Here is a 25,720-nt window from a genome sequence, read left to right on the forward strand (position 1 = left end):
CCCTAATGAGCATTGCTCGGCACAATGACCACACCGTCGGCGCATTCATGTGCCAGCCAACTGGTCCAGCCCAGCCGGCAGACGTTGTGTTCGCCAATGTGCAGCGGCCTTATCTCGTCCTTGGCCAGCACCAGCCGCAGGTCATATTCCAAAGGATCACGCGCCGTCAGCCGCACCAATGAACACAGCTGCGGGTAGTCCTTGCCAGTGGGTAGAAACCCATGGAATGCGTGCCAGCCCAACGCCTGCAGATGCACCCTGAACTTGCCGCTGCGATCGTCGACCTGGCCCCCCAGTACGTGGTCATGGCCAAGCACGCTGTTCGCGGCACCCAGCCGATTTCGCTGTGAGTCAGCGATAACAACCCGGCGCTGGACCCATTGCTCGATGAACAAGCGGTTGTGCTTGAAGTAGTAGCGCAGCACCGTCTCGATCAGGGCTGCCGAATGCGCCCGCAGGCTGAGCAACCCCAGGTAAGGCAAGAGCCGCTTGCAGTTCAATTGCGCAGCACTGCGAATCTGCTCTCCTCTTAACCCGATCAACGCAAACATCTGTTCGGAAAAGGCGTCACGTGCGCCTGCCTGGAAACACGCCCGGTAACGATATTTTCGCCAGATCGGCAGCATCAGCCGTTGCAGGCGGTGGTGAAACACATCGAGAAAATCGCGGGTAGCGTTGCCGCCTGCCCCGTCAGCACACGCCTGCTCGCCATAAAACGCGGGCAACGGCGACCCTGCACCACACAGGCCCAGCACGTTAAGGCGCAGACGCGCACGCAACTGGCCGTGCTCGACAAAAAAAGCCACCCGGTCAATATCGTGGCCGGGAAACCCCAGGCCTGGGTTGGCTTGAAACTCCAACAGGTCATACAGCGCGTCGTCGTCCAGCAGCGGATGAGCATCACGCAGACGCTTGACGACCTGCAGTACCGCCTGGAACAGCGAGTATTCGCGAATAACCCGAGACAGTTGCGTTAAAGCAGGGGCTGCTGCCCCATCCGTGGTGGCCATAGGTACACGTCTCCTTGTGTGCTGATGACTCTTAGTTCGTGATAGGCATTGAGGCTGGCGTAGAGCGCGAAGAATTCGTTGAGTACCGAGGCAAATACAAATACTTCGCCCTGGCCCAGAAAGCCCTGGGGATCGACGGTCAGGTCAATTCGTACCCCCCGAAACGGCAAGCCACGGTGCAATCGGTCGACGGCTGAGTGACTGACCGAGCGCATCGCGCCCAACCTTCTCTCGCTGACCTTCTGTGCCTGTCGGTCGTGGTAGCGCGCTAAGTCATAGGTTTGGAGGATCACTTTCAAGGCATTTATGTCGCTCAATGACAGGTAGTTGAGCGACATATTGCTGATAAGCCGCCAGAGAAAATCCTGGTCCAGCGGCGGAGAAAAACTGGCGGTGGGTGCGCAGATATTCTGGAACGACACCCCCTGCGGCGTCTGCTCGCAAGGCTGGTTGATGTCACCGACCTGCAGCCTTCGTGGCAGGTTGTGATTGGTGCACGTCAGTTCGATCGAGAGTGTTTGCGGCTCCAGTTTCAGGCCGTTACCAAACCCAAGCCAGGTATCGAGGCCGGCATGCTGTGACGATGGCCGTTGGCGAATGCTGTAGCTCGGGGGGCCCTCCGATCCCTCGGTGTCGCCATCATGTTCAAAGGATTCGAAAGGGACGTAGGTCTGATAGCCAAGCCCTCCAGGCTGCCACCCCGTGACACTGTCGACGGAAAATACACTGGCGCTCTCTCGTGAATAGTCGCCGGGAATCAGCAGGTACTCATCCTGCTTGCCGTCCAGGCGGATGGGCACCGCGTCATGCTTGAACAGGTTGACGATGGGCGTGCAGTACAGCTTCACGTTATCCAGAGTGGGCAGTTGGGATTCACGCCAGGGATTGCGCAATTCGAAGCGCAACACCATGCCGCACACTTGTTTCAGCAACTCGCCGGGCAGCCTGTGCAATGCGCTCAGCCCGCCCACGTCAACAAACAGATACTTGTCAGGAAAGGCAAAGTACTCCTGCAGATGGCGATACCCGCGAAAGGTATTCAACGGATACGGAATCAACGCCTGTTCCTCGCTGAATCCCACCGGCTGTACCTGGTCAGCCCCCAGCCGCAGGGATATAGCCTGCCCATCGGCCCCTGTCACTGGCAGGCCATCGTTGCCCAAAGGCTGCAACTCGATACCTTCAAGATGACGCAATAAGCTCAGGTACAGCGCCTGGCTGATGTAGCGGTCTCCCGCCAGGTGCAGGCGCAGCTGATCGAAGGTCAACTCACCGAAATTACCTTCGGCGCTCATGCCCAGACGCAGGCTCAACACCCCTCGCTCTGCGTGGGCGCTGTACTCCAGCGCACTCAGTTGCAGCGGCAGAATCTGCGTGGCGTAACAGGTGCGAAAGCGGCAGCGTTCGTCATTGACGGCGGCACTTTCAACCGGTGTATCACGCGCCACCCACACGCCGGGGCCTGAATGCTTCAACGGATCAAACTGCAGGATGCTGAACGCGGGCATCGGTCGCATGTAATTGGGCCAGAGCAAATGCATCAACGAATGCGTCAGCTCCGGAAGCTCGTCATCCAACTTCTGGCGCAAGCGGCCAGTGAGAAACGCAAAGCCTTCCAGCAACCGCTCTACATCCGGATCCTGGCCGGACTCCGCAAGAAAAGGCGCGAGCGCCGGGTTGCGCTGGGAGAACCGCCGCCCGAGTTGGCGTAACGCACTGAGCTCGCTTTGGTAGTAACGGTTAAAGGACATCCGGCAAGACCTCTACCCGACCGGCATCACATAACCGCGCGGTAAACACCACGGGTTGCTCGGCCCCCTTGATCACCAGTGTGGCTTCGATAGCGAACGCCAGGGCCAACGGATCATGATCCCGTGGCAATGTCTTGACCCGCACCTGCTTCAAGCGCGGCTCGTAGGCGCGGATAAATCGCTCGATCAACACGCGCGACTGACTCAATGATTCGTGCAGGCTCTGATTCATATCATTAAGGTCGGGCAAGCCGTAGTCGGGCAGTGTCTGCACACTGCCCGCACGGATGCTGAGCATTTTCCCCAGATGGAGTGCGACCGATGTCACGCCACATGCCTGGGTCGTCGCCGGACGCTCGAGTCGCTCGAAAAGGCTTTGGTAGTGGGGCATTGCCTGGCCTCGGCTCATTCTTTATCGAGCTTGCCAACCAGGGACAGCGTGAAATCCGCCCCCATGTACTTGAAGTGCGGTCGCACACTCAGGTTGACGCGGTACCAGCCAGGCTCGCCCTCGACATCACTGACAACGATGCGTGCTGCGCGCAAGGGGCGCCGCCCGCGCACTTCGGCACTGGGGTTTTCCTGGTCGGCAACGTACTGGCGAATCCATTTATTGAGCTCCAGCTCCAGGTCGGTGCGCTCCTTCCATGAACCCAGTTGTTCGCGCTGAAGGACCTTGAGGTAATGGGCCAGGCGATTGACCACCATCATGTAGGGCAACTGTGTTCCCAAGCGGTAATTCAGCTCGGCTTCCTTGCCCTCGGGGCTGAGGCCGAAGTGTTTCGGCTTTTGTACCGAGCTGGCAGAGAAGAACGCGGCGTTGTCACTGCCCTTGCGCATCGTCAAGGCAATGAAGCCCTCTTGCGCCAGTTCGTATTCACGACGGTCGGAAACCAGCACTTCGGTCGGGATCTTGGTTTCAATCTCCCCCATGCTGTGGAAGTGATGCAACGGCAAGTCTTCTACCGCGCCACCGCTTTGCGGGCCGATGATGTTCGGGCACCAGCGAAAGCGCGCGAAGCTGTCGGTCAGGCGCGTGGCAAAGGCGTAGGCTGTATTGCCCCATAAGTAATGTTCGTGGCTGTTGACCACGTTTTCCTGGTAGGCAAAGGTCTTGACCGGGCATTCAAGGGGGTCATAAGGCGTACGGAGCAAGAAACGCGGCACGGTCAACCCGATGTAACGCGCGTCCTCGCTCTGGCGAAAGCTTTGCCATTTGGCAAATTGCGGGCCTTCGAAATGGTCCTTCAGATCTTTGAGATCCGGTAAGCCGGTGAAGCTCTCCAACCCGAAGAACGCTGGCCCGGCTGCGGCGATAAAAGGCGCATGCGCCATGCAGGCCACATTGGAAGCGTATTGCATCAGCTTTACATCAGGCGCGCTGGGCGACAGAAAATAGTTGGCAATGATCGCGCCCACAGGCTGACCGCCAAACTGGCCGTATTCTGCACTGTAGATATGTTTGTACAAGCCCGACTGGGTCACTTCCGGTGAGTCTTCGAAGTCTTCCTGCAGGTCTTGCCGGGAAACGTTCAAGAGTTCGATCTTGATGTTTTCGCGAAAGTCGGTGCGATCGACCAACAACTGCAGCCCTTTCCAGGACGCTTCCAGGGCCTGAAAGTCCGGGTGGTGCAATATCTCGTCCATTTGCAGACTGAGCTTGGTGTCGATCTCGGCAATCATCCGGTCGACCAAGCGTTTTTTTACCGGCTCGCCACGGTTCTGCGGCTTGATCAACTCTTCGATAAACGCCGAGACACCCCGTTTGGCAATGCCATACGCTTCGTCATCGGCACTCAGTAGCGTCTGGGCAACGATGTTGTCGAGGATGCTGTATTCATCAGCGGTTTGTGCCGGTAGCGCGTGTTGTGGTGTGGTCATGCGGTCAGTGTCCTTTTACTGAAAATGTCAGGCGTCCGGGCTGCCCAGGCCCAGCTCGGCCAGTACCCGCGCGCGGGACTCGTCATCGGCCAGGGCCTGTTCGATGGCCTTGCGAAAGCTCGGGGTGTTGCCCAGTGGGCCCTTGAGAGCCATCAGTGCCTCGCGCAACGCCATCAGCTTGTGCAACTCCGGAACCTGCTCAACCAGGTTCGCGGGATTGAAATCCTTCATGGCGTTAATGCGTACCTGAATGGCCAGTTCCTCAACGTGCGCATCCTCCTGCAGACGATTGGGCACATTCAGCGTCAGGCTCAACGCCTGTTTGGCCAGCACGTCATCAAGGGTGTTTTTGTCGATCGCGATGGGTTTGCGATCTTCAAGCTTGCGCGCGTCCTCACGCTGGGTGAAATCTCCAAGCACCAATAGTTTCAACGGCAGTTCGACTTCTTCCTGCGCCCCGCCGATGGCGGGTTTGAACGTGATATTGATACGTTCCTTGGGGGCTACCGAACCTTCTTTGGCCATGGTGTCTCTCCTTTTTCAAGTGGCTCGAAAGCCTATTCAAGTACCGCTTCCAGATCGAAGAGGCACAGCCTGCGATGGGTGTCTTCCTTGCGCTCGCGCACGGCGTGGTTTTGTGGCAACAGGTCGCAGCAGCGGTAGAGAAGCTGTGTCACTTGAAGGGCCAGCTCCGGCTCCCAGCGCTCCAGGCCTGTGTGTTGCAGTTCGTGGTCCAGCTGTTCGAGCTGGATCTTCGCCAGCTCATGCTTGCCCGCCAGTACACACAGGCGCGCTTGGGCCAACCGCCAATAAAAACGTGCGCGATCACTGCGAGCGGCATACATGCCTTGTTTGAGTTCATGGATGGCGGCCTTGAGCCCGTCCTTGCGTAAGCGGGTTGCGACCGCCTGCAAGGCGATCTCCCACGGCTCGGCGTCGGCATCAACTATCAATGCAGGCGATTCGGGTATTTGCAGGTGACGGGTAACTTGCAGCGCTATCCAGTCACGGGTCGCGGGGCCGGCAAAAGGAGCCCCGTCGTGAAAGCGAAACTCCGCCAGGTTTGGCAAACGTTGCAGCAACAGAGCGAAGGTCACCTCCAGCTCAGTCATGGCCTGCTCGGCCTGCATGGCCTCCAGGCATTCCCAGAGCATGTGCAGCCCATCGAACCAGAACATCGCACCGGCGAGACTGGCTTCAAGTTCGAGCACCAGATCGGCGTGATGACCTTGGGCAAAACGCTCCTGATAACGCTTGAGCTTGTCGGGAGCGGGCCCACGCAGGGCGGTGAGCCGTTCGTTGTCGGCATCCGGATAATTGGCCAGCGCCAGCCAGGTCAATGTTCGGTTCAGGCGAAAAGCGCGCAGGTCGGTGGCGTTCTGACGCAACCACCATACGCACAGCGTGCGCGCCTGTTCCTGCAAGGTGCGCAACAACCTGTGGGCGTCTTTTTCGTTGTCCACCCGCGCTTCGGGCTTGAGCAATTGGGTGGTCGCCTGCTTGACGTGCGCAATGACACCACTCAGCCCTGCGACCGGGGCGTCGTCCTGCGCAGCGCGCTCCAATCGCTGAGCCAATTGCCTGCGAATCGGCAACAACATTGGCGCGGCATCCCCCAAGTGCTCGGCCCACAGCTCATCGAGGCGTATCAGGTGTTCAAGCACCGCTTGGAACAAAGGCTGCTGGTTCTGGAGCGGCAGGCTTTGCGTGAACAAGGGCTCAAGGCGCAACACCAACCATCCGAATGCCGCGCCACGGGTGCGTGGTTTTCCGGGGTGGACCTCAGACCAATGATGCTCGCAAAAATAGCGCAACAACCCGAGCCCGGCCAACAATCCCGGGTAGGATTCCCTCTGGTGCAGCGCCCAGGTCAGCCAAACGGCGACCCGCAGGTCCTTGGATTGCTGGCGCAACAGGATTTCGCCGGCTTCCAGGACCTTATGCCAATCGGGTTGACCACTGCCATGAATTGATCGTGCCTTGGCAAGCTCGAACTCCAGGACCTCATATTCACTCGAAAAGCGCATATCACTGCCCGCAAAACTTGTTGGCATGCAGGGCGACCGTGCAAGTTCAAGGTAATAATCATACAGCTTGTCCGAATAAGCCATTTGGCACCGCACGCAACTAAACAAGAAAAAACAAGACAATAAGTCCAAAGAATACCAACTAAGCGCATTTAATGTGCGCCTCAGAAAGTCATCTTCGCATCGCTGGAATTCCTGCGAAGCTCACGAACCTTAGCCATGCCTAAAACATTCAGCAAGCGACGGAACCACACTTAATCCTTTTCCTACAAACACCTAAAAGCTTGGAATGCGCAGCATTTTGCGCACTCACCCCCCACATAAACACCCGATATCCCCACCCACCTCAACAGTTACAAAACAACTTAACTGAGCAATTAAATGCGCACCGTTGCGCAATCAAATACTTAACCAACCCCACAAATCCTGCCTCATCACAATGAAAATCCGAACTTATAGAATGCAACACCCTTGTTTTATTGCGCCCAACACTTTCAGGCACGTTTCTTGTTATAGGCACTTGCCCAGCCGATGCAATTGTCGGTTGGAACTACCTCATCAATCAGGCAAGGAAACCCGTCATGCCAACACCCGCGTATCTTTCCATCACCGGTGTCAAACAAGGTTTGATTACGGCAGGCACGTTTACCCAGGACTCGGTAGGTAATATTTACCAGGAGGGCCATGAGGATCAGATTCTGGTCCAGGCTTTTGCTCATCAAGTGATCATCCCGCGCGACCCACAATCCGGCCAGCCAACAGGCCAAAGGGTCCATAAACCGTTGATGATCAGCAAAGTGTTCGATAAGTCCTCGCCCTTGCTGTTCAGCGCGTTGACCAGCGGCGAAGAGGTCAAGTGCCGGCTCGAATGGTTACGCACCTCGTCGGCCGGCACCCAGGAGCACTACTTCACGATTGAACTGGAGGGGGCAACCATCGTCGACATCCAGTCGCGCATGCCCAACTGCCAGGATCCGGACAACGCCCATTTCACCCACTTGGAAGATGTGTACTTCACCTATCGCAAGATCGTATGGACCCACGAAGTGTCCGGCACTTCCGGGTCGGATGACTGGCGCAGCCCGGTAGCGGGCTAAACCGCTTTAACGCAGGTACGGCGCCAGGGAAGGCGCCGTACCTGCCATCCCGCTACACCATCGCCAACGGGTGCTTGCGCTTGGGTGCGCCAAACACGCGATCGATAGCATCCAGGTCGTGTTCATCCAGCACGAGTTTGGCTGCGGCTGCGTTGAGTCGCACGTGTTCCGGGGTGACCGCCTTGGGGATCGCGATCACACCGTCCTGGCGCAATACCCAGGCCAGGGAAACCTGGGCCGGTGTCACCTCGTGGCGATGGGCGATCTGCTTCAGGGTCGGGCTGGCCAACAGCTCGCCACCCTGAGCGATCGGGCAGTACGCCATCAAGGGCAAGTGATGCTGTTGCCACCAGGGCAGCAGGTCGAATTCGATGCCGCGCTCTTCGATGTTGTAGAGCACCTGGTTGGTGGCGCACGCCGGAGAGGCGAGTTCCTGCAGGTCGGCCACATCGAAATTGGAGACGCCCCAGCGGCCGATCTTGCCGGCTTCGCGCAGGCGCTCGAAGGCCTCGACGGTTTCTTCAAGGGGATATTGGCCGCGCCAGTGCAACAGATACAGATCGATATAGTCGGTACCCAGGCGCTGGAGGCTCGCTTCACAGGCACGAGGCACGCCCTTGTGGCTGGCGTTGTGCGGGTAGACCTTGCTCACCAGGAAGACTTGGTCGCGCCTGCCACGGATGGCTTCGCCCACAACCGTTTCGGCGCCGCCCTCACCGTACATTTCGGCGGTATCGATCAGGGTCATGCCCTCATCGATACCCAGTTGCAGCGCCGCGACTTCGGCGCGCTGCTGGTCGGGGTTCTCGCCCATGCGCCAGGTCCCCTGGCCGATGACAGGAACGGGGACGCCCGCCAGATCAATGGTACGCATGACAATCTCCTGATGAGTTCGCGGATTAACAGTGTGGCATTGGCCGGACAAAAGGGTTCAATCGAAGTATGGTTACCCTCTGCCAAGATGCCAGGAAGGACCTGCAATGCTGTTTGTCGTTATGCTCGGGGGCAAGCACCCACGGGCGAAAATCGAAGTCCACGATGTGGTGTTTGCTGTGGCGGACACGCTGGAGGCTACCTACCCGCAATTGCGTGACGGCTGGTTCGGCAGCCCCAAGGGTGTGCATATCGATGCGTGGATGGGGGTGGATGGCGTTGACGGCTGGAAAGTCGAGTTCAGCCCGCTGGCGCCTGCCGCCGGCGCGCATCACCTGTACTTCCTCAACCTCGGCGGTTATGAAGCCAACAGCTTTGGCGAAGCCCACCACTACCTGTTGGTGGTGGCGCGCAATAAACAGGAGGCCACCCGCCAGGGCAAGCAACAGATGCTGCGCCATTGGTCCCAGGCCCACACCGATGGGGTATTGGACCTCGACGACTGCCTGCCCATCGACCTGGTGGACGGTCGATATGTCCACCTGGTGCAGGGCCCGCACCGGCCAATCCTGCAGCAGAACGACTACATCGTCCTGGCCTGAACAACCGGCGTTGAAGGAATCGAGCCGTTTTACATACGTTTGAGCTTCAAGAGAGGGTTTGGCTAAACGCCGCGCTCACGGTTTTACCAGCTCCCGGACGCCCCGCCGCCGCCACTGGAACCGCCTCCTCCCGATGAACTGCTACTGGAACTGGAGCCGCTGGAGCTTGAACCGGAACCGCCACCCGAGCCCGAGCCCCCATTGGAGATGCTCTGGACAAACACGATAAACGCCACGATTGACGCGGCCGGTATCGCCAGTAACCAACCTTGATAACCATGCCCGAGCAAAACACCCACCCCCGCGTAAATCGCCAACACCGCCAGAACACGCACGATGAAGAAGCGCGGGCTTTTTCTTAAGGACTCGCGGATAACGAAAAACAGCCCTACGTACAGCCCCAACACCAAGGCACCACCAAACGGCCATGCCAGCCAATGGACCAAGTTGACTTCAACGAAGTGGTTCACTACCAGCACCGCGACGACATACGCCAGCAGTCCTAACACGCAGTAAAACACCCCACGCGCCAGCCACAATGCGCCGAATGTTGCGCCGCCGATCAGCAGCGTCAGGGGCAGCACCAGCAGAAACACCAGCCAGTCACGGCCGCCGCCAAAAATAGCCAGCAGCACCGTGACTGCCACGGTGGCAATCAAGGCACGGCGCCACTGCAACTTGCCGGCGGCGATCAGGACACCGCCAATCGCCCCGACGATGAACGCCAGCAATACGGTAATCGTCTGGGGATTGAACGCAGGGCCCGCAACCGGGGGCAATTCACCGCCGTCCACCAGCACGACCAGGTCATTGACGCCTTGGACCACACCACCCGCATAGTCACCCTGGCGAAACGCCGGGGTGATGTGTTCTTCGATGATGCGGTGAGCCAGCAAATCGGTGACGGTGCCTTCCAGGCCGTAACCCACTTCGATGCGCACCTTGCGGTCGTGCTTGGCAACAACCAGCAGGATGCCGTCGTTGACGTCCTTGCGCCCTAGCTTCCACGCGCGAAACAGTTGGTTGGCATAGTCCTCAATGCTCGCGCCACCGGTGCTGGGTACCAGCAGTACGGCGACTTGTGCGCCTTTGCGCTGTTCAACGTCGGCAAGCTGGTTTTTCAGACGGGTGGTGGTGCCTGCATCCAGCGTGTTGGTGAGGTCAATCACCCGTTGGTCGAGGGCTACACCGATAGGTGACGTATCCGCGTGGACGGTGGCAAGCAGGCTGATCAACACCAGCAGACTCAAGACGGATTGCCGCACACGCTGCATCATGTTTTGTTACCTGAGGTTTCTTCCTGAAGGCGCCGACTTTACCTTATCGGCGCTATAACGCGTGACCCAAAGCGTTTGACTATCTAAACTGCCCGCACGCATAGCAATACGCCATAACCGGGAAGCCCATGGACCTACTCCATCGTAACAATGTCAGCGTGATGGGCTCCGGGACCTCGACCCTGGTGTTTTCCCACGGGTTCGGTTGCAACCAGGCCATGTGGAACTACCTGGCGCCGCACTTCCTGGAACGCTTTCGCGTCGTGATGTATGACCTGGTAGGCGCGGGCCTGTCTGACCTGAGTGCCTTCGACAAGGCCAAGTACAGCACGCTGGACGGTTATGCCCGGGACCTCAATGACATTATCGATGCCTATGCCGTCGGCCCCGTGATCCTGGTGGGGCATTCGGTGAGCGCGATGATCGGTGCCCTCGCCGACCGCCTGGCTCCGGGCCGAGTCGCGGCCCATGTCATGATCGGGCCGTCGCCGCGCTATATCGATGACGACGGGTACATCGGTGGTTTCAAGCACAGCGATATCGACGACTTACTCGATACCCTCGACAGTAACTACCTCGGCTGGTCAAGCGCCATGGCCCCGGTGATTATGGGCGCGCAAGGTCAATCGGCGCTGGGTGTAGAGTTGACCGAGAGTTTCTGCCGCACTGAACCCGAGATCGCCAAGCAATTCGCGCGGGTCACGTTTATGTCGGATAACCGCCAGGACGTGATCGGCCTGGCGACCCCGGTGCTGATCCTGCAATCGACCGATGACCTAATCGCCCCAGTGGCCGTAGGCGAATACCTGCACCGCGTGCTGCCCAACAGCAGCTATTGCCTGGTGGACAACATCGGCCATTGCCCGCACATGAGCGCGCCACAGGCCTGCGCTACGGCCATGGACAGTTTCCTGGCCCCTTGGGCGGCTGCACGTGCAAGCTGACCTGTTCGACAGCGCGGCCTGCGCCCTGGCCGTCACCTCGGAAGACGGCATGATCCTGCAAGCCAATGCGCGCTTCAGCGAGTGGCTGGGGTTCAGCACTACCGCGCTGTGCGGCAAGCGTTTCCAGGATTTGCTGACCATGGGCGGGCGCATTTTCCACCAGACGCACCTGGCGCCCATGTTGCGCATGCATGGCAGCGTCACCGAAGTGAAGCTCGATATGCTGCACCATGACGGGCATAAGGTCACCGTGCTGCTCAACGGCATCAAGCGTGAACACGCCGACGCCGTGGTGTACGACCTGGCCCTGTTCGGCACCACCGACCGCGACAAGTACGAACGCGAGCTGCTCAACGCGCGCAACCTGGCCGAAGCGTTGTTGCAGGAAAAAACCGCCGCCGAACTCGCCTTGAAGCAAGCCCAGGCCGAACTGAGCGAGGCCTATACCATTTCCCAACGCCGCGCGTTGTTCGCCGAGCAGATGGTGGCGATTGTCAGTCATGACCTGAAAAACCCACTCACGGCCATTCGTATGGCGTCCGACTTCCTCAGTCGCGGTGAGCGCACGCCCAAGGAGCAGCAGTTGCTCGGGCATATTGGCCAGTCGTCCGAGCGTGCCCAGCGCATGATCGCCGATCTGCTGGACTTCACCCAGGCGCGGGTCGGCCAGGGCATCGTCATCAAGGCCACCTCCATGGATTTGCATAGCGTGATTCATCGCACCGTGGATGAACTGCGCGTGGCGTTCCCCAAGGCGACGTTGGAGCACCACGCGATTGGCAGCGGCAACGCCCATTTGGACGCAGACCGCGTGCAACAGATCATCGGCAACCTGGTGGCCAACAGCGTGGCTTATGGCGATTTGCAACGGCCGATCAGTATTACCTCGCGCCTGGGCGAAGGCCGCTGCGAAGTGTCAGTGCACAACCACGGCGCAGCCATACCGGAGGCCTTATTGGCCGGGCTGTTCGAGCCCATGACCCGCGGCACCGACCAGGGCAGCGATGTGCGCAGCGTGGGCCTGGGCCTGTATATCGTGCGCGAGTTGGCCAAGGTACACGGTGGGGATGTGGCGGTGACTTCCTGTGCAACCGGCGGCACCACCTTTACCGTGATATTTCAAGGCACGTAGGCGCTGCCCTGCATCACCGGCTCCACACTGCCGGTCAATACCACACCGCCCTCGCCCGTCCAATGCACGGTCACCGTGCCGCCGTCGCACTGCACCTGCACCGTGGTATCCAGCAGCCCGCGCCGGATCCCGTTGACCACCGCCCCACAGCAGCACGACCCCGACCCCAACGCCACACCGCCACCGCGCTCCCAGATGCGCAGGCGGATATGGCTACGGTCGAGCACTTGCACGAAATGCACATTGGTCCTGGCCGGGAACAGCGGGTGAACTTCCAGCGCCGGGCCCAGGCCTGCTACGTCGACAGCCGCGATGTCATCGACGAAAAATGTACAGTGGGGGTTGCCCATGCTGCACGCCGCCGGGCTGCCTTCGACAGGCAATGTCAGGGTGTCCATCGCGGTGGACAGAGGCACGGCCGCCCACTCCAGCGAGGGCTCGCCCATGTCCACCGACACTTGCCGCCCCGGCGCACGCACGCAGGTCAGCAGGCCGCGGTCGGTACGCAGCACGATCGAACCCGTGCCGGTTTCATGCATCAACCGATCGGCCACGCCACGGGTGGCGCTGCCGCAAGTGGCCAGCGGCGTGCCGTTGGCGTTCCAGAAGCTGATACGTGCGGCCGCCTCTTCACAATCGTACACAACGGCCAATTGGTTGAAGCCGATACCGGTGTGACGGTTACCCAACTGACGGGCAATGGCCGCGGTGATCGGATCGTCCAAGCCACGGCGATCAATGATGATGAAGTCGTCGCCGTGGGCGTGCATCTTTACGAACGGCAAAAGCATGGGCTGTCCTGTGGTCGACTCGTGGGGGAACTGAAGGATACTCTGAACGCGCACGCCTTTATCGAGAGCCCCCCATGCTAATTGTCTTCAGCGGACTGCCCGGCACCGGCAAGACCACAATAGCCCGTGAACTGGCACACCGGACCGGTGCGGTTTACCTGCGTATCGATGTGATTGAACAGGCGATACGCGATGCCGCCGTGCTGGCCGGCGATGTCGGGGCCAGCGGCTACAGCGTGGCAAACGCACTGGCGTTGAGCAATCTGCGACTGGGCCACTGCGTGGTGGCCGACTGTGTGAACCCGGTCAAGGAAAGCCGGGATGCGTGGAAGGCTGTGGCGGCAATGGCAGCGGTCGAGTTGACGGATATTCTGGTGATTTGCTCTGACCGCCAGGAACATCAACGGCGGGTGGCAACCCGAAAAGCAGATATTCCCGGCCTGACGCCTCCCACTTGGCAGTCCGTCCTGGCGCATGAGTTCGAGGCGTGGGACGAGGTGCCGCTGACGGTCGACACCGCCCTCATGACCCTAGATGAGGCTGTCGCAATGACGCTGGCGAACCTCAGAGCAAACTCCCCATAGCCTTCATCAACACCAGATCGCGCGCGTAAATATCCGGGGCGTACACCAAGCCGCCCTGGCGGTCGACCTCAACCGTCCAGTAGCCCAACAGCACCGGCACCGGCGTGGCCAGCCTGAACTCATGGGTCACTCCGGTGGCCAGCAACTCATCGGTGCGCGCGCGTTCGGCCGGGCTCACCAGTAAATCGCGCAGCAGCAGCGGTTGCTCGACCCTCACACACCCCGAGCTGAACGCCCGCGGCCCTTTGGTAAACAGGGGCTGGCTCGGCGTGTCGTGCAGGTACACCGAGTACGGGTTGGGGAAGCGCATGACGATCTTGCCCAGCGGGTTACGCGGACCGGCTTCCTGGCGCAGCAGGATATTGCCGGGACGCGCCCAGTCGATTTGTTCGGGGGCCAGCGGGTGGCCTTCGGCATCAAGCACTTGCAGGTTTTGTTGGCGCAGGTATTCGGGGTTGAGGCGGATGGCCGGGAGTTTGTCCTCGCGCATGATGGTAGGCGGGATGGTCCACGTCGGGTTGAGGGTCAGCCGGGTGATGCGCGATTTGAGCAGCGGCGTCTGGCGTTCGGCGCGGCCGACTTGCAGGCGGGTCTGCCACACGGGGATGCCGCTCTGGTACACGCTCAGTTGCGCGGCGGCTACGTTGACCAATACGCCTTCGGGCTCCAGGTCCTGGGCCAGCCAGCGGAAGCGCTCAAGGTTGATGCGCAGCTGTTCTCGGCGCATCGCCGGGCTGATATTCAGTTCGGCCACAGTGCCCGCGCCGATCACGCCATCGGCTTGCAAGGAGTGGCTGAGCTGGAAGGCCTTTACCGCCTTGACCAACTCATCGTGGTATTGCTTGCCGCTCGACGCCGTGGCCAGGTAGCCGCCGCTGATCAAGCGCCGTGCCAGCTCCGGTACACGCGGGTCTTCCATGCCGGGGCGCAACAGCGGGCCACTGCCGACCGGGTCCCAATGCGGCAACGGCTGCTGGCGCACAGTGGCATAGGCGTTGCGCAGGCTGCGGTATAAGTCGGCGCTGGGACGTGCCTGGTCGAATGCCTGGGCCATGTCTTGCAGGCCCGCGGCGGCAAAGGCCAGCACTTCAGTGTTGGGGTCACGGGTGGGCGGCTGCGAATGCCACAACGGTTCGAAACGCGATTGCTGAAGACGTCCGTAGTGCAGGTCCCAGAGCGCTTGCAGGTAATGCTGGCTGGTAGCGATATCGCTGCACAGCACGTTGGTCGTGGCATCCAGCGCAGGCAGGCTATAGTGGGTGGGGTCCAGGCCGTCATCGGCGAGCATCAGCAACTGTGTTTCCAGGGCTTGCCGGCGTTCGTCGGCAGACCACAGCGGCTCATCACCCTGCTGCTGATAAAAGGCTTGCAGACGCGCTTGGGCGGCGCCGTCGATCTGCGGCGCGAGGCTGGGGCAGACGCTGGGCAGTTGGGCCAACGCCTGTTGCACGGGGGCGGTATTGACCAGGGCCGGGGGTGCGACGGGCAAAGGCTCATCGGCTGTCGCGACCAGTGGTGCAACGAGCAGGCAAATGCTCAAGTAACATGCGTGTTTTTTGAACAATTGGCTTAGCTCCAATCCACAGCGGGGGGATGTACTGTAGATGCTGACTTTATTGTATCGCTTAGGCCTGATCGCCTTGTCCCTGGTTACGTTGAGCAATTCTGCGCTCGCGGCCAATGGGATTCCTCCTAACTTATATAGCAGCCTGGCGCGCTCGGCTCCAGAACTCAATCCCACTGTACTGAAAAGCGCCCTGAGCGCCATGCAGTGTGCCGTCAGTAATGGCGAGGAACGTTCCGAGCGCCTAGCGGTTATTGACTATTCACAGCCCTCGACCGCCCGTCGGCTGTGGATCTTCGATTTGCGCAAGAAGACCCTGGTGCTGCGCGACCTGGTCGCCCACGGTGCCAACTCCGGGGAAAACTTCGCCACCCAGTTCTCCAATCGCGAAGGCAGCCACCAATCAAGCCTGGGCCTGTTCCGCACCCAGGAGAGTTACCTGGGCACCCACGGCTACTCGTTGCGCATGGATGGCCTCGAGCCAGGCTTCAACGACCAGGCACGCGACCGCGCCCTGGTCATCCACGCCGCCGACTACGTCAGCCCGCTGTGGAGCAAGCGCGAAGGCCGTATCGGCCGCAGCCAGGGCTGCCCCGCCGTGCGCCCGCAGGTGGCGCGCCAGGTGGTGGATAAGCTCAAGGATGGGCAGTTCATGTTTTCGTGGTACCCCGACCAGCGCTGGTTGAAGTCCTCGACGTACCTCAATTGCAAACCCCAACAGGTGGCGAGTAGTCGTACAATCCGTGGCGGATAGCCTGTTCCCATCGATAAAAAAGAGAGCCACGCATGCTTCTACATCAATCCACCTGGATCGAGATCGGCCAGTTTCTGGAACGCAGCCGCACGGTGGTAATCCCCATCGGTTCCAACGAGCAGCATGGCCCCACCGGCCTGCTCGGCACCGACTGGATGTGCCCGGAAATCATCGCCCATGAAGCACAGCAGCACGCGGACATCCTGATCGGCCCGACCTTCAATATCGGCATGGCCCAGCACCACCTGGGCTTTCCCGGCACCATTTCCCTGCGCCCTTCCACCTTCATCGCCGCAATCGGCGACTGGGTGCGCTCGCTGGCCGGGCATGGTTTCGAGAAGATTCTGTTTCTGAACGGCCATGGCGGCAATATCGCCACCATTGAAGCGGCGTTTTCCGAGCTATACGCCGAAGCCAGTTTCGCCCGCCGGCCGGCCGGGTTCGCGCTGAAGCTGGTGAACTGGTGGGACCTGGAAGGCGTGACCGACCTGGCCCAACGCCAATTCCCGGTGGGCCACGGCAGCCATGCCACGCCATCGGAGATTGCGGTTACGCAATGGGCGTACCCGGAGTCGATCAAGACCGCCGACTACTCGCCGCAAATCGCCAACACCGGGCCGATCCGTGAAGCACTGGACTTCCGCGCACGCTTCCCCGACGGGCGCATGGGCTCGGACCCGGCGCTGGCAACGGTGGAGAAAGGTGGGGAGTTGGTGGCGTTGGCGGCGCAAGGGTTGGTCACGACAGTCAACAGTTTCAGTAACGAAGCCAAACCCTGATCCCTATCTGAATCAAACTGTGGGAGGAGACTTGCTCCCGATAGCAGTGTTTCAGCTACTGCACCTATGACTGCCCCACCGCCATCGGGGGCAAGCCCCCTCCCACACTCAACCGAGATCGACAGTAAAAAACCGGCCAGCTCCAAGCCCGCCACTCTAGGCCGAGAGATCAATCAGCCCTGCTTTTGATCTACACCACTCAGGTCGGCTACCAGGCCGCCGTGCTCTTGCTTTTGATCTTGATCTGAGGCGCCCCGTCAAACACGCTGGCCGAACGCAGGCTTGAATCCGTGGGTAACCCGGCAGGACGCCGGGTTAGCCGCCCCGCGCCATGGATGGCGCGTGGCGGCGGCCCACGGATTCAAGCCGGAGTGAGGGCACACCGAGCCTAGGCGAGGTGCCGAGTGTTGGGGCGAAGCGTTTTTGGTTACTTTTGGCGCTCTTCCAAAAGTGACCCGCCGTAAGGGCGGAACCCATAGCAGCCGTGACCTAAATAACGGATATGTACTCGTGCTGATCCAACATCCTGGTCAGCTGTCAGGCCGCCGACGGGAGCAAGCTCCCTCGCCACAGGGCCAGCGTCGTACCCAGCATGAGTCGACTGACACACCGCCATCAGGAGCCCCCCTGTCCCACATTGGCTATGTATTGCCTGGAATCACATGCATTCCTGCGCCGCCTGCTCCAACCGCGACGGCTTGATCGCCGACGCCAGCGGCTTGCGCTCATACAGAAACACCTTGCCGCCATCCTGGGACTTATAGACTTCCAGCACATCATCGGCCGCAATCTTGCTGGTCAACACCACCTTGGCGTGGCGCGAGTTCTGCGTCACGGTCGAGGTGATCCCATGTTTTTCCAGCTTGGGCAGCACGCACTGCACATAGGCTTCAGGCCCCTTGCTGGTTTGCAGGGTCAGGGTCGGGGCGTTGGGGGCGGACACACAACCGGCCAGCCACAAGGAAGCAAAGGCCAAGGCCGGGGCGAAAAAAGAGCGCATGAAAAATTCCTGACAATAAAAATAAAGGTTCACATCAAGCCGCCCACTATCCAGCGCGAAGCAGCGCCTTGAGCGACACATCGAACTGCTTCAAGGCATCGAGCTGCACATCCCGCTGCTGCTCGATCTGTGCGGCAATTTCCGGTGCAGCCTTGTCATGTACCCACACCGACGGCACCTGCTTATGCACCGAGCCTTCGGCCTTGGCGATGTATTGCAGGTTCGCGTCGTAGAACCGCGCAATAAACCGCGCCTCGACCTGGTCGTTACGCTGGGTCAGCAGTTGGTTATGGGTGTCGAGCATCACCACCACATCGGGGTGAGCCTGCACCAAGGCATCCAGGCTGTCGTAGACCGTCACCGACAAAAAAGTGCCTTGCAGCGAACTCATCAACCAGTCGATGGCCAGTTCCGGGTCGGAGCTGTTGACGAACGCCTGGCGGATGCGTCCGTCGAGGGCATCCTTGGCGCCATTCAAGGCCATGTCGTGGTAGCGTTCAAGGTAGCTGAGGTTGTCGCGGGTGTTATCGCTTAACAACACACCCACCGACTGCGCGTGCTGCAGGGATTCTACGCTAGCGCCGAGAGGGAGCAAATGGCCCGAACGCAGATCATCGGCACTTGCCGCGTTGTTGATCGCGACCGTGCCAAGCATCAACATCATTAAGACAAGCTGAATAAACGTCCTCATCGCGCATTTCCTTGAACAGCGTTTCGATGGGGTGATTTTTCCGCTTTTCCTGCAAAAACAGAACTTGCGATCCGTGATGGTGACTATTATCTGAACCGATAGTGCACCCATAAAACCTATAAGGACCACGCTATGAAGCCTCACCAGAAAACCTTCGACCGCATCCGCGAAGCCGTCCTACCGGAGTTTCGCGAGCGCGTCGCCGATTACCTGGTCGACTATGAAGACGTGCTGCAGGATGAGGCCGCGGGCGCTGATCAAATCAACGCCAGCGCCCAGCAATTACGCGGCTACCTGCGTGGCCTGAACACCACGCGGGTGCTGGGCATGGCCGACTGGGAGGACCTGGACCGCCGCGTCGTGCACATCACTGAACAGGCTACAGCGCAGGGCGTTGTTGATTGACCCACGCCTGTACCGACGGCCGCTGCCACTGACGCTGCGCGTACTCCACCAGCTCGGCAGGCACGTGGTCGCCGTTGAGGATCAGGCGATTGAGCATCACCGCCAGGTCCACGTCCGCGATGGACCACTCACCGAACAGGTAGGGCGGATTATTCGCCAGCAGCGCTTGCGCCGCACTGATCAATTTGGCGGCCGCCGCTTCAGCCTCGGCGCTCAGTGGGGGCATCTTCTGCCCGTAGAACACCACCAGGGTCGAGCGCTCCTGCCGAATCGGCAACAAATCGCTGCGCAGCCACGCCTGCACCTGGCGCGCCCTCGCCCGCTGCTGGGGGTCGGCCGGGTACACCGGGGTCTCGGGATAAACCTGCTCCAGGTACTCGGTGATTGCTGAAGACTCGGAGAGCGCAAAATCGCTTTCTACCAACGTGGGGACGCGCTGAGTCAGGGACAGGTGGGCGAAGTCGGCCGCGTGCTGTTGCGCGGCATCCAGGTCCAGGGTGAGCGTGTCGAACGCCAGGCCTTTTTCCCGCAGGGCGACAAACACCGACATGGCGTAGGGGCTGGTGTACAGATGATCAACATACAGACGCAACGGACGCTGGCTCATGACGAATCTCCTTGAAGGGAGCACCACGCTACGAGATGTGCCGCCAGAAAGACAATGCGCTGTTTTTATGGGGGCATTCCTCGGCGGAATACCGGGCTAGCCCGCAAACCCGCCCTTGCTCAGGAAAGCGCGCTCTTCGTCTGAGGTCGCCCGAGCCAGCACCTCATTATGATGGGAAAACGCCCGAACCGCTGGATGATCTCGGCATGTTCCTTGGCCCAATGGTAGGTAGTGGCGCCCAGTGGCTGGTTGAGAACAAGAGAGCGCTGCTGATCCGCCGGGTCTTCCGAATGTTCGAAGGGCAGGTAGCAGAATGCACGCAATGCGAACCAGCGTTTGGGGCCGGCGTTTTTCCAGAAGTCGATGACGGAGTGCGGGGTGTCATTGCTCATTGTCGCTACCTACTCTCAATCGAATCCCTCGACGGTAGCAGAAACCCGGTGTCAATTGTGGTGAGCGGGCTTGCCCCGCTCACCACAACAAGCCCGCCAGCCAGAGACAAGCGTGGTTACCGATCAGAAGTCCACTGTTGCCGAGAGCTTGACGGTGCGCGGCTCGCCCTGGGTCAGGTAGTTATTGGCCGTCGACGCCGACGCCCAATAGGCCTTGTTCGCCACGTTCTCGACGTTGGCGCGCAGGGTGATGTACTTGTCGTCGGCCTTGAAGCCATACCGGGCGCCGAGGTCGACGCGGGTCCAGGCCGGGATGCTCAGGGTGTTGGTGGCGTTGACGTATTCGCCCCCGGTGCGCAGCATCCGCGCGTTGACGGCGGCGCCCTGGAGGCCGGGAATGTCCCAGTCGGCGCCCACATTGTATTGGAAGCGCGGCACGCCGGCAGCGCGGTTACCGTCGCTGAGGCCGTTGGAGGTGTTCTTCAATTCGGTGTTCATCCAGGTAGCGCCGGCCAGTAGACGCAGGCCGTCAACCGGTTCGCCGAAAACGTTCAGCTCCACGCCTTTGTTGATCTGCTCACCGTCGACACTGAAGGTGTCCAGGCTATTGCCGGGCAGGCGCGACGTGGAGCTGTTCGGCTGCTCGATGCGGTACACGCCCAAGGTGGCGCCAACGCTGTCCCAATCCAGCTTCACCCCGGCTTCCGTCTGTTTGCTGCGGTTAGGCGCAAAGACCTCGCCGGGGTTGGTGACGTTGCTCAATGGCGCCGTCGGGCCCTGGGCCAGCCCCTCGATGCGGTTGGCATAGAACGACACGTGCTCCCACGGTTTGACCACCAGGCCGTACACCGGCGTGGTGATGCTTTCGGCATAGTTGGCGTTGCGCGCTCCCGTGGTGGTGTTCCATGCATCCACCTCGAGGGTCTGGCGCCGAACGCCCAGGGTCAGCAGCACGCGATCATCGATAAAGCCCAGGGTGTCGGACACCGCCGCGCTCTTGATGCGATTCTTGCCGACGACACGCGGGTCATGGATATCGCTGCCGAAGTAAGTAACGCTCGGGCGCGAAATCTGGGTCGGGTTGTACAGATTGCCCGGTCGGCGGTTGGCCTGCAGGATCGCCTCGAAGGCCGAACGCTGCTCGCCCCAGATCCCCGACAAACCGACGTTCATCTGATGGCTCACCAGGCCGGTGTTGAAATGCCCGTTCAACCCGGCCATGGCGCTCTTGTTGTCTTCATCGTGAGGCGAGTACAAAAAGCCCACACGCCCGCTGCCATCATTGCCCACGTACAGCGACGAATACTGGCCATTCTCCCGCGTATGCTTGGCGCCGCCGCCCACATAGGCGGTCCAGCTTTCATTCAAATCGTATTCGGCATTGAACATGCCGTAGGTGTCTTCCAGCTCCGACCAGCTCCAGTCCTGGGCGTAATTGTGCTTGGCTGACGGCGCCTTCGGCACTTGGGTGCCATTGGGGTAGACCACCGAGCGACCGTTGTTGATGCGCTCTTTCTGGTAGCCGAAGTCGGTGGAAATGCGCAGGCGATCGTCACGGTAATCCAGGGCGACGGCCACCAGTTGCGAGCTTTTGAATTCATCCTCAATGGCCGTGTCGCCGCCATGCCTGGCCAGGTTGACCCGCGCGCCGAAGCGGTTGTCTTCGCCAAACCGCTGGCCCAGGTCGAGGTGGCCGCCGCGCTGGCCATCGGTGGTGGTGTCGAGGGTCACGCTGCGAGTGGGCGCGTCTTCGGCGCGCTTGGGCACCAGGTTGACGCTGCCGCCGATGCCGCTGCCCGCTGGCGACACGCCATTGACGAACGCGTTGGGGCCTTTGAACAACTCCACCCGCTCCAACGCCTCCGTGGTGACGATCTGCCGGGGCAGCACGCCGTACAGGCCGTTGAAGGCAATGTCATCGGTGCTCAGCGGCAGGCCGCGAATAGTGAACACCTGGGAAAAGTTGCCAAAGCCGGAAGACTGGCGCACCGAGGCGTCATTGAGCAGCACATCGCCCACCGTGCGCGCCTGTTGGTCGGCGATGGTCTTGGCGGTGTAGCTGACCACGCTGAACGGCACGTCATTGATCGAACGAGTGCCCAACACCCCCAGGCGCGCCGAGCGTGCGACCTGGCCGCCGGCGTAGGTGTCCGCCTGCGCCCCGCTCTCCCCACTGATGGTGGTCGCACCCAGCTGCAACGCATCGCCCGTCGCTTCGGGCACCACGGTGTAGCCGTGGGTGCCGGTGCTTTGCAGGGTATAACCGCTGCCTTGCAACAACTGCATGAAGCCCGCTTGTGCAGTGAAACGGCCCTGCAAGCCGGCGCTTTGCTGGTCATTGAGCAGTGTGGAATCAAACGACAACGGCACCCCGGACAACGCCGCGAACTGCGCCAGTACGTTGCCCAACGGCCCCGGCGCAAGGGTGTAGCTACGCACCGCACTGGTCGACGCCGCGTCAGCGGCCACGGCACTGTGCAACGGTGCGATGGCTGCCAGGGCAACGGCCAGGCTCAAGGCCTTCAAGGGGCGGATGGGGTGCGGTGTGAAGGTCATGGGGATTCCTGTCGGCGCGCTGCAAAGTTGAGGGTTCTCCCCTACACCGGGCGACAACGAAAAAGGTATCAGCAAAGGTCGACAATAATTTCAGCGAGGCTCAACGGTCACCCAGTAGCCAGTCAGGCTGCTGACCTTGACCGGCAGCGTTTCCTGCAACAGACGCAGGCTGGCGTCGGTGTCTCGCAAGGGGAACGCCCCGGAGACGGTCAGCCCGGCCACGCTGTCGTGGCAGCGCAACACGCCGTGACGGTAGCGTCCCAGCTCATCGAGCAAGTCCGCCAAGCGCATCTGCTGGGCCAGCAGCATGCCGTTTTCCCAGGTGGTTGCGCTGATCTCCAGCGGCTGCACCGCTGCCACGCCGTCGCTGCCGAATGCGCTTTGCTCACCGGCCTTGAGGATCAGCCCATGGCGGGCATGCTCCGGGAGCATTTCCACCGCGCCGTCAAGCACCGCCACGCGGATGCTCTGCTCTGCCACTCGAACGCTGAAATGCGTACCCAGGGCGCGGGCGGTGCCGTGGCGGGTTTGCACGATAAACGCACGATGGCGGGGTGCGGGGTCCTTGGCGGTGGTGATCATCACTTCGCCTTGCAGCAACTCGATACGTCGCACCTGATCGGTAAAAGAGATGTTCAACGAGCTGGCGGTGTTGATCAGCAGGCGCGTGCCGTCGGGCAAAGTGAGGTGGCGTTGCTCGCCGATGGCGGTGTGTTGGTCGGCCGTCCACGGCTGCCACGGCTTTTGCCGATAAGCCAGCCAGGTCGCCGGCCCCGCCAGCAGCAACAGCCCGAGGGCCTGACGACGGCCGAGGGATTGCTTGCGGCCGATGCGCTTGAGGGTGTCGCCGGCAATCGCGCCCGGCACGCTGTTGAAGTCGCCCAGGATCGCCTCCGCCCGTTGCCAGGCCTGGGCGTGCTGGGCGCTGCGGCCCTGCCATTGGGCGATGGCGCGGCGGTCTTCGTCGGTGGCGCTGCCGGACTGCAACTGCACCATCCAGTCGGCGGCTTCGCCGAGGATCAGCGGGTCGATGGACGGGTTCATGCCACGCTCAGGCATGCCAGGAACGCATCGCGCATGTAGCGTTTGACCGAGACCAGCGACACCTTCAATTCCTCGGCGATCTGCGCGTACGTCAGGCCATCGATCTGCGACATCAGGAAGGCCTGGCGGGTCTTGTCCGGCAAATCGCGCAGCATGGCTTCGATGCGGTACAGCGCCTCAAGAATCAGCCAGCGGGTTTCCGGCGACGGCACCTCCTGCTCCGGCAAGTGGGCAATGGTTTCCAGATAAGCGCGCTCGACTTCCTGGCGGCGCCAGCTGTCGATCATCAAGCCCTTGGCGATGTGGGTGAGCAACGCACGCGGCTCGCTGCCGAAACCCGCACTGTGCTGCCGGGTGAGCAGGCGCATGAAGGTGTCGTGGGCCAGGTCGGCCGCATCGCTGGCGTTGCCCAACTTGCGGTCGAGCCAGCGGTATAACCATCCGTGGTGTTCGCAGTACAGCGCCTCGACAGGCAGATTGAGCGAAGACGACATGCAGATCACCGGGGACCAGAGAGTAATTAAGAATTGATCGCATTCTAATCTGCGCAACGAAACGCGGCAACGCGCAAATTAATGTTATAGGATAACGCCCCTTTTCCGTCCTGCACTGTGATCACGCCCATGACCGACGCTGTTCCCCTGCGCCAACGCCTGCTTTCCATCGACGCCCTGCGCGGCCTGGTGATCCTGTTCATGCTGCTGGACCACGTGCGCGAAACCTTCCTGCTGCACCGCCAGGTCAGCGACCCGATGACCATCGACAGCACCGAGCCGGTGCTGTTTGTCAGCCGCACCCTCGCCCACCTGTGCGCGCCGGTGTTTGTGCTGCTCACGGGGTTGTCGGCGTGGCTCTACGGCCAGAAATACCAGGGCCGCCGCGATGTGTCGGCATTCCTGTTCAAGCGCGGGTTGTTCCTGGTGGTGCTGGAATTTACCTTGGTCAACTTCGCCTGGACCTTCCAACTGCCGCCCAGCGTGATCTATATGCAGGTGATCTGGGCGATTGGCGTAAGCATGCTCGCGCTGGCCGCGCTGGTGTGGTTGCCGCGCCCGCTGTTGATCGGGTTGGCTTTGGTGATCATTGGCGGGCACAACCTGTTGGATGGCGTGCACTTCGAGGCGGGTTCGGCCTTGCAGATTCCGTGGACGATCCTGCATGAGCGCAGTTGGATTGAGGTCGGCGATTCGCTGCGACTGCGCACTACCTACCCGGTGCTGCCGTGGATTGGCGTGATTGCGCTGGGTTACGGCCTGGGCCCGTGGTTTGCCAATGGCACGCAGCCGGTGCTGCGCCAACGTTATCTGTTGCTCGGCGGTGTGGGGGCGTTGGTGGGATTCGTGCTGTTGCGGACGGCCAACGGGTATGGCGAGAAGCCTTGGCAGGCGTATGACAGTGGCGTGCAGACGCTGATGAGCTTTTTCAACGTCACCAAGTACCCGCCTTCGCTGTTGTTCCTGGCGCTGACGTTGGGGATCGGCTTGTTGCTGTTGCTGGCGTTTGAACGCGCGGGACAAAAACGTTGGATTGGCATCTTGGCCACGTTCGGCGCGGCGCCGATGTTCTTCTACCTGCTGCACTTGTATGTGTTGAAAGTCCTTTACGTCGCCTGCGTGGCGCTGTTTGGCCTCAATCACGGCAACTACTTCGGCTTCGACAGTATGGGCGCCATCTGGCTGGTGGCGCTGCTGTTACCGCTGGCACTCTATCCACCGGTGCGCTGGTTTGCGGCGCTCAAGGCACGCCGCCGCGACCTGGCCTGGCTCAAATACCTCTGACCCGGCACCGTCCAACTGTGGGAGGGGGCGTGCCCTAACTCCAGTCAGTTAAGAAGTAGAAAGGGTAAAAAGTAATCTGTGGCGAGGGAGCTTGCTCCCGTTGGGCCGCGAAGCGGCCCCAGCTCTTTGCTCGAAAAAACCGGGACTGCTGCGCAGTCCAACGGGAGCAAGCTCCCTCGCC

25 protein-coding genes and 1 pseudogene are annotated in these 25,720 nt (G+C 60.8%); 9 read left to right on the forward strand and 17 right to left on the reverse strand.

What is annotated here, in order from left to right:
- Positions 1-2: 2 nt before the first annotated feature.
- The 6 genes from tssG to tssA are packed head-to-tail and all read right to left on the reverse strand — an operon-like array spanning position 3 to position 6,753.
- The gene (tssG, locus tag AC3ZU9_RS23125; protein ID WP_046034759.1) at positions 3-1,010 is read right to left on the reverse strand and encodes a type VI secretion system baseplate subunit TssG; all 1,008 of its coding nucleotides are present in this window, start codon (positions 1,008-1,010) and stop codon (positions 3-5) included.
- Entirely contained in the window at positions 974-2,761 is a 1,788-nt protein-coding gene (tssF, locus tag AC3ZU9_RS23130; RefSeq protein ID WP_320399230.1) for a type VI secretion system baseplate subunit TssF, read from the reverse strand. The genes tssG and tssF overlap by 37 nt, the downstream gene beginning before the upstream one ends.
- Positions 2,751-3,152, reverse strand: coding sequence for a type VI secretion system baseplate subunit TssE (tssE, locus tag AC3ZU9_RS23135; protein ID WP_093541751.1), 402 nt, complete (start codon positions 3,150-3,152; stop codon positions 2,751-2,753). The genes tssF and tssE overlap by 11 nt, the downstream gene beginning before the upstream one ends.
- A 14-nt stretch (positions 3,153-3,166) precedes the next feature.
- Positions 3,167-4,642 carry a type VI secretion system contractile sheath large subunit gene (tssC, locus tag AC3ZU9_RS23140; RefSeq protein WP_490091399.1) on the reverse strand — a complete coding sequence of 492 codons (1,476 nt, stop codon included), beginning with the start codon at positions 4,640-4,642 and terminating at the stop codon, positions 3,167-3,169.
- A gap of 27 nt (positions 4,643-4,669) precedes the next feature.
- Positions 4,670-5,167 carry a type VI secretion system contractile sheath small subunit gene (tssB, locus tag AC3ZU9_RS23145; protein ID WP_012724696.1) on the reverse strand — a complete coding sequence of 166 codons (498 nt, stop codon included), beginning with the start codon at positions 5,165-5,167 and terminating at the stop codon, positions 4,670-4,672.
- A 32-nt stretch (positions 5,168-5,199) separates the two neighbouring features.
- Positions 5,200-6,753 (reverse strand): type VI secretion system protein TssA, encoded by a 1,554-nt coding sequence (gene tssA, locus AC3ZU9_RS23150; protein WP_490091400.1) that lies wholly within the window; start codon positions 6,751-6,753, stop codon positions 5,200-5,202.
- Between the two features lie 497 nt (positions 6,754-7,250).
- Between tssA and AC3ZU9_RS23155 the strand changes: the two genes are divergently transcribed.
- Complete coding sequence (locus AC3ZU9_RS23155) at positions 7,251-7,766, forward strand: Hcp family type VI secretion system effector (protein WP_012724698.1); 516 nt, start codon at positions 7,251-7,253, stop codon at positions 7,764-7,766.
- 52 nt (positions 7,767-7,818) lie between these two features.
- Here AC3ZU9_RS23155 and AC3ZU9_RS23160 read toward each other — a convergent pair whose 3' ends face one another.
- Positions 7,819-8,640 (reverse strand): aldo/keto reductase, encoded by an 822-nt coding sequence (locus tag AC3ZU9_RS23160; protein WP_046034753.1) that lies wholly within the window; start codon positions 8,638-8,640, stop codon positions 7,819-7,821.
- 106 nt (positions 8,641-8,746) lie between these two features.
- On the opposite strand from AC3ZU9_RS23160, the gene AC3ZU9_RS23165 reads away from it, so the two are divergent.
- Positions 8,747-9,241 carry a DUF1543 domain-containing protein gene (locus AC3ZU9_RS23165; protein WP_093541743.1) on the forward strand — a complete coding sequence of 165 codons (495 nt, stop codon included), beginning with the start codon at positions 8,747-8,749 and terminating at the stop codon, positions 9,239-9,241.
- Between the two features lie 83 nt (positions 9,242-9,324).
- On the opposite strand, the gene AC3ZU9_RS23170 is transcribed toward AC3ZU9_RS23165, so the two are convergent.
- A complete protein-coding gene (locus AC3ZU9_RS23170) occupies positions 9,325-10,518 on the reverse strand; it encodes a TPM domain-containing protein (RefSeq protein ID WP_122810997.1) in 1,194 nt (397 codons plus the stop codon).
- A gap of 128 nt (positions 10,519-10,646) precedes the next feature.
- Here AC3ZU9_RS23170 and AC3ZU9_RS23175 point away from each other — a divergent pair, with 128 nt between their 5' ends.
- Together AC3ZU9_RS23175 and AC3ZU9_RS23180 are read left to right on the forward strand one after the other, a co-directional pair.
- Entirely contained in the window at positions 10,647-11,462 is an 816-nt protein-coding gene (locus tag AC3ZU9_RS23175; protein ID WP_122810998.1) for an alpha/beta fold hydrolase, read from the forward strand.
- Positions 11,452-12,594: a PAS domain-containing sensor histidine kinase gene (locus AC3ZU9_RS23180; RefSeq protein WP_490091401.1), complete on the forward strand. Its 1,143-nt coding sequence runs from the start codon at positions 11,452-11,454 to the stop codon at positions 12,592-12,594. Before AC3ZU9_RS23175 ends, AC3ZU9_RS23180 begins: the two co-directional genes overlap by 11 nt.
- On the opposite strand, the gene dapF is transcribed toward AC3ZU9_RS23180, so the two are convergent.
- On the reverse strand, positions 12,582-13,385 hold the full coding sequence (dapF, locus tag AC3ZU9_RS23185) for a diaminopimelate epimerase (RefSeq protein WP_490091402.1): 804 nt from the start codon (positions 13,383-13,385) through the stop codon (positions 12,582-12,584). The two genes, AC3ZU9_RS23180 and dapF, sit on opposite strands and share 13 nt — an antisense overlap.
- 74 nt (positions 13,386-13,459) lie before the next feature.
- Between dapF and AC3ZU9_RS23190 the strand changes: the two genes are divergently transcribed.
- Positions 13,460-13,969 (forward strand): P-loop nucleotide/nucleoside kinase family protein, encoded by a 510-nt coding sequence (locus AC3ZU9_RS23190; RefSeq protein ID WP_490091403.1) that lies wholly within the window; start codon positions 13,460-13,462, stop codon positions 13,967-13,969.
- On the opposite strand, the gene AC3ZU9_RS23195 is transcribed toward AC3ZU9_RS23190, so the two are convergent.
- Positions 13,950-15,533: a L,D-transpeptidase family protein gene (locus tag AC3ZU9_RS23195; protein ID WP_102060714.1), complete on the reverse strand. Its 1,584-nt coding sequence runs from the start codon at positions 15,531-15,533 to the stop codon at positions 13,950-13,952. The genes AC3ZU9_RS23190 and AC3ZU9_RS23195 overlap by 20 nt on opposite strands.
- Positions 15,534-15,573: 40 nt before the next feature.
- Here AC3ZU9_RS23195 and AC3ZU9_RS23200 point away from each other — a divergent pair, with 40 nt between their 5' ends.
- Both AC3ZU9_RS23200 and AC3ZU9_RS23205 read left to right on the forward strand, forming a co-directional pair.
- Positions 15,574-16,287 carry a murein L,D-transpeptidase catalytic domain family protein gene (locus AC3ZU9_RS23200; RefSeq protein WP_490091404.1) on the forward strand — a complete coding sequence of 238 codons (714 nt, stop codon included), beginning with the start codon at positions 15,574-15,576 and terminating at the stop codon, positions 16,285-16,287.
- 32 nt (positions 16,288-16,319) lie between these two features.
- On the forward strand, positions 16,320-17,066 hold the full coding sequence (locus tag AC3ZU9_RS23205; RefSeq protein ID WP_490091405.1) for a creatininase family protein: 747 nt from the start codon (positions 16,320-16,322) through the stop codon (positions 17,064-17,066).
- Positions 17,067-17,724: 658 nt separating this feature from the next.
- Here AC3ZU9_RS23205 and AC3ZU9_RS23210 read toward each other — a convergent pair.
- Complete coding sequence (locus AC3ZU9_RS23210) at positions 17,725-18,066, reverse strand: hypothetical protein (protein ID WP_490091406.1); 342 nt, start codon at positions 18,064-18,066, stop codon at positions 17,725-17,727.
- A 46-nt stretch (positions 18,067-18,112) separates the two neighbouring features.
- Entirely contained in the window at positions 18,113-18,757 is a 645-nt protein-coding gene (locus AC3ZU9_RS23215; RefSeq protein WP_012724710.1) for a hypothetical protein, read from the reverse strand.
- A 132-nt stretch (positions 18,758-18,889) separates the two neighbouring features.
- Between AC3ZU9_RS23215 and AC3ZU9_RS23220 the strand changes: the two genes are divergently transcribed.
- Positions 18,890-19,162, forward strand: a complete 273-nt coding sequence (locus AC3ZU9_RS23220) for a hypothetical protein (protein WP_012724711.1) — start codon at positions 18,890-18,892, stop codon at positions 19,160-19,162.
- On the opposite strand, the gene yfcF is transcribed toward AC3ZU9_RS23220, so the two are convergent.
- The 5 genes and pseudogenes from yfcF to AC3ZU9_RS23245 form a co-directional block, all read right to left on the reverse strand.
- Complete coding sequence (yfcF, locus tag AC3ZU9_RS23225; RefSeq protein ID WP_012724712.1) at positions 19,137-19,769, reverse strand: glutathione transferase; 633 nt, start codon at positions 19,767-19,769, stop codon at positions 19,137-19,139. The genes AC3ZU9_RS23220 and yfcF overlap by 26 nt on opposite strands.
- 96 nt (positions 19,770-19,865) lie before the next feature.
- Positions 19,866-20,092 (reverse strand): annotated as a pseudogene (locus tag AC3ZU9_RS23230) (DUF924 family protein); the annotation flags it as partial.
- 192 nt (positions 20,093-20,284) lie between these two features.
- The gene (locus tag AC3ZU9_RS23235; RefSeq protein ID WP_490091407.1) at positions 20,285-22,717 is read right to left on the reverse strand and encodes a TonB-dependent siderophore receptor; all 2,433 of its coding nucleotides are present in this window, start codon (positions 22,715-22,717) and stop codon (positions 20,285-20,287) included.
- Positions 22,718-22,807: 90 nt separating this feature from the next.
- Positions 22,808-23,761: a FecR domain-containing protein gene (locus AC3ZU9_RS23240; protein WP_490091408.1), complete on the reverse strand. Its 954-nt coding sequence runs from the start codon at positions 23,759-23,761 to the stop codon at positions 22,808-22,810.
- The gene (locus AC3ZU9_RS23245; protein WP_043205471.1) at positions 23,758-24,255 is read right to left on the reverse strand and encodes a sigma-70 family RNA polymerase sigma factor; all 498 of its coding nucleotides are present in this window, start codon (positions 24,253-24,255) and stop codon (positions 23,758-23,760) included. Before AC3ZU9_RS23245 ends, AC3ZU9_RS23240 begins: the two co-directional genes overlap by 4 nt.
- A 129-nt stretch (positions 24,256-24,384) precedes the next feature.
- Here AC3ZU9_RS23245 and AC3ZU9_RS23250 point away from each other — a divergent pair, with 129 nt between their 5' ends.
- A complete protein-coding gene (locus AC3ZU9_RS23250; protein WP_490091409.1) occupies positions 24,385-25,539 on the forward strand; it encodes an acetyltransferase domain-containing protein in 1,155 nt (384 codons plus the stop codon).
- The last annotated feature ends 181 nt before the right edge of the window (positions 25,540-25,720 follow it).

The organism is Pseudomonas sp. A39 (genome assembly GCF_058145955.1).

Coding starts and splice junctions, on each gene's coding strand:
- tssG (WP_046034759.1), bottom strand. CDS start 1,010: ATGGCCACCACGGATGGGGCAGCAGCCCCTGCTTTAACGCAACTGTCT.
- tssF (WP_320399230.1), bottom strand. CDS start 2,761: ATGTCCTTTAACCGTTACTACCAAAGCGAGCTCAGTGCGTTACGCCAA.
- tssE (WP_093541751.1), bottom strand. CDS start 3,152: ATGCCCCACTACCAAAGCCTTTTCGAGCGACTCGAGCGTCCGGCGACG.
- tssC (WP_490091399.1), bottom strand. CDS start 4,642: ATGACCACACCACAACACGCGCTACCGGCACAAACCGCTGATGAATAC.
- tssB (WP_012724696.1), bottom strand. CDS start 5,167: ATGGCCAAAGAAGGTTCGGTAGCCCCCAAGGAACGTATCAATATCACG.
- tssA (WP_490091400.1), bottom strand. CDS start 6,753: ATGGCTTATTCGGACAAGCTGTATGATTATTACCTTGAACTTGCACGG.
- AC3ZU9_RS23155 (WP_012724698.1), top strand. CDS start 7,251: ATGCCAACACCCGCGTATCTTTCCATCACCGGTGTCAAACAAGGTTTG.
- AC3ZU9_RS23160 (WP_046034753.1), bottom strand. CDS start 8,640: ATGCGTACCATTGATCTGGCGGGCGTCCCCGTTCCTGTCATCGGCCAG.
- AC3ZU9_RS23165 (WP_093541743.1), top strand. CDS start 8,747: ATGCTGTTTGTCGTTATGCTCGGGGGCAAGCACCCACGGGCGAAAATC.
- AC3ZU9_RS23170 (WP_122810997.1), bottom strand. CDS start 10,518: ATGATGCAGCGTGTGCGGCAATCCGTCTTGAGTCTGCTGGTGTTGATC.
- AC3ZU9_RS23175 (WP_122810998.1), top strand. CDS start 10,647: ATGGACCTACTCCATCGTAACAATGTCAGCGTGATGGGCTCCGGGACC.
- dapF (WP_490091402.1), bottom strand. CDS start 13,385: ATGCTTTTGCCGTTCGTAAAGATGCACGCCCACGGCGACGACTTCATC.
- AC3ZU9_RS23190 (WP_490091403.1), top strand. CDS start 13,460: ATGCTAATTGTCTTCAGCGGACTGCCCGGCACCGGCAAGACCACAATA.
- AC3ZU9_RS23200 (WP_490091404.1), top strand. CDS start 15,574: ATGCTGACTTTATTGTATCGCTTAGGCCTGATCGCCTTGTCCCTGGTT.
- AC3ZU9_RS23205 (WP_490091405.1), top strand. CDS start 16,320: ATGCTTCTACATCAATCCACCTGGATCGAGATCGGCCAGTTTCTGGAA.
- AC3ZU9_RS23210 (WP_490091406.1), bottom strand. CDS start 18,066: ATGCGCTCTTTTTTCGCCCCGGCCTTGGCCTTTGCTTCCTTGTGGCTG.
- AC3ZU9_RS23215 (WP_012724710.1), bottom strand. CDS start 18,757: ATGAGGACGTTTATTCAGCTTGTCTTAATGATGTTGATGCTTGGCACG.
- AC3ZU9_RS23220 (WP_012724711.1), top strand. CDS start 18,890: ATGAAGCCTCACCAGAAAACCTTCGACCGCATCCGCGAAGCCGTCCTA.
- yfcF (WP_012724712.1), bottom strand. CDS start 19,769: ATGAGCCAGCGTCCGTTGCGTCTGTATGTTGATCATCTGTACACCAGC.
- AC3ZU9_RS23235 (WP_490091407.1), bottom strand. CDS start 22,717: ATGACCTTCACACCGCACCCCATCCGCCCCTTGAAGGCCTTGAGCCTG.
- AC3ZU9_RS23240 (WP_490091408.1), bottom strand. CDS start 23,761: ATGAACCCGTCCATCGACCCGCTGATCCTCGGCGAAGCCGCCGACTGG.
- AC3ZU9_RS23245 (WP_043205471.1), bottom strand. CDS start 24,255: ATGTCGTCTTCGCTCAATCTGCCTGTCGAGGCGCTGTACTGCGAACAC.
- AC3ZU9_RS23250 (WP_490091409.1), top strand. CDS start 24,385: ATGACCGACGCTGTTCCCCTGCGCCAACGCCTGCTTTCCATCGACGCC.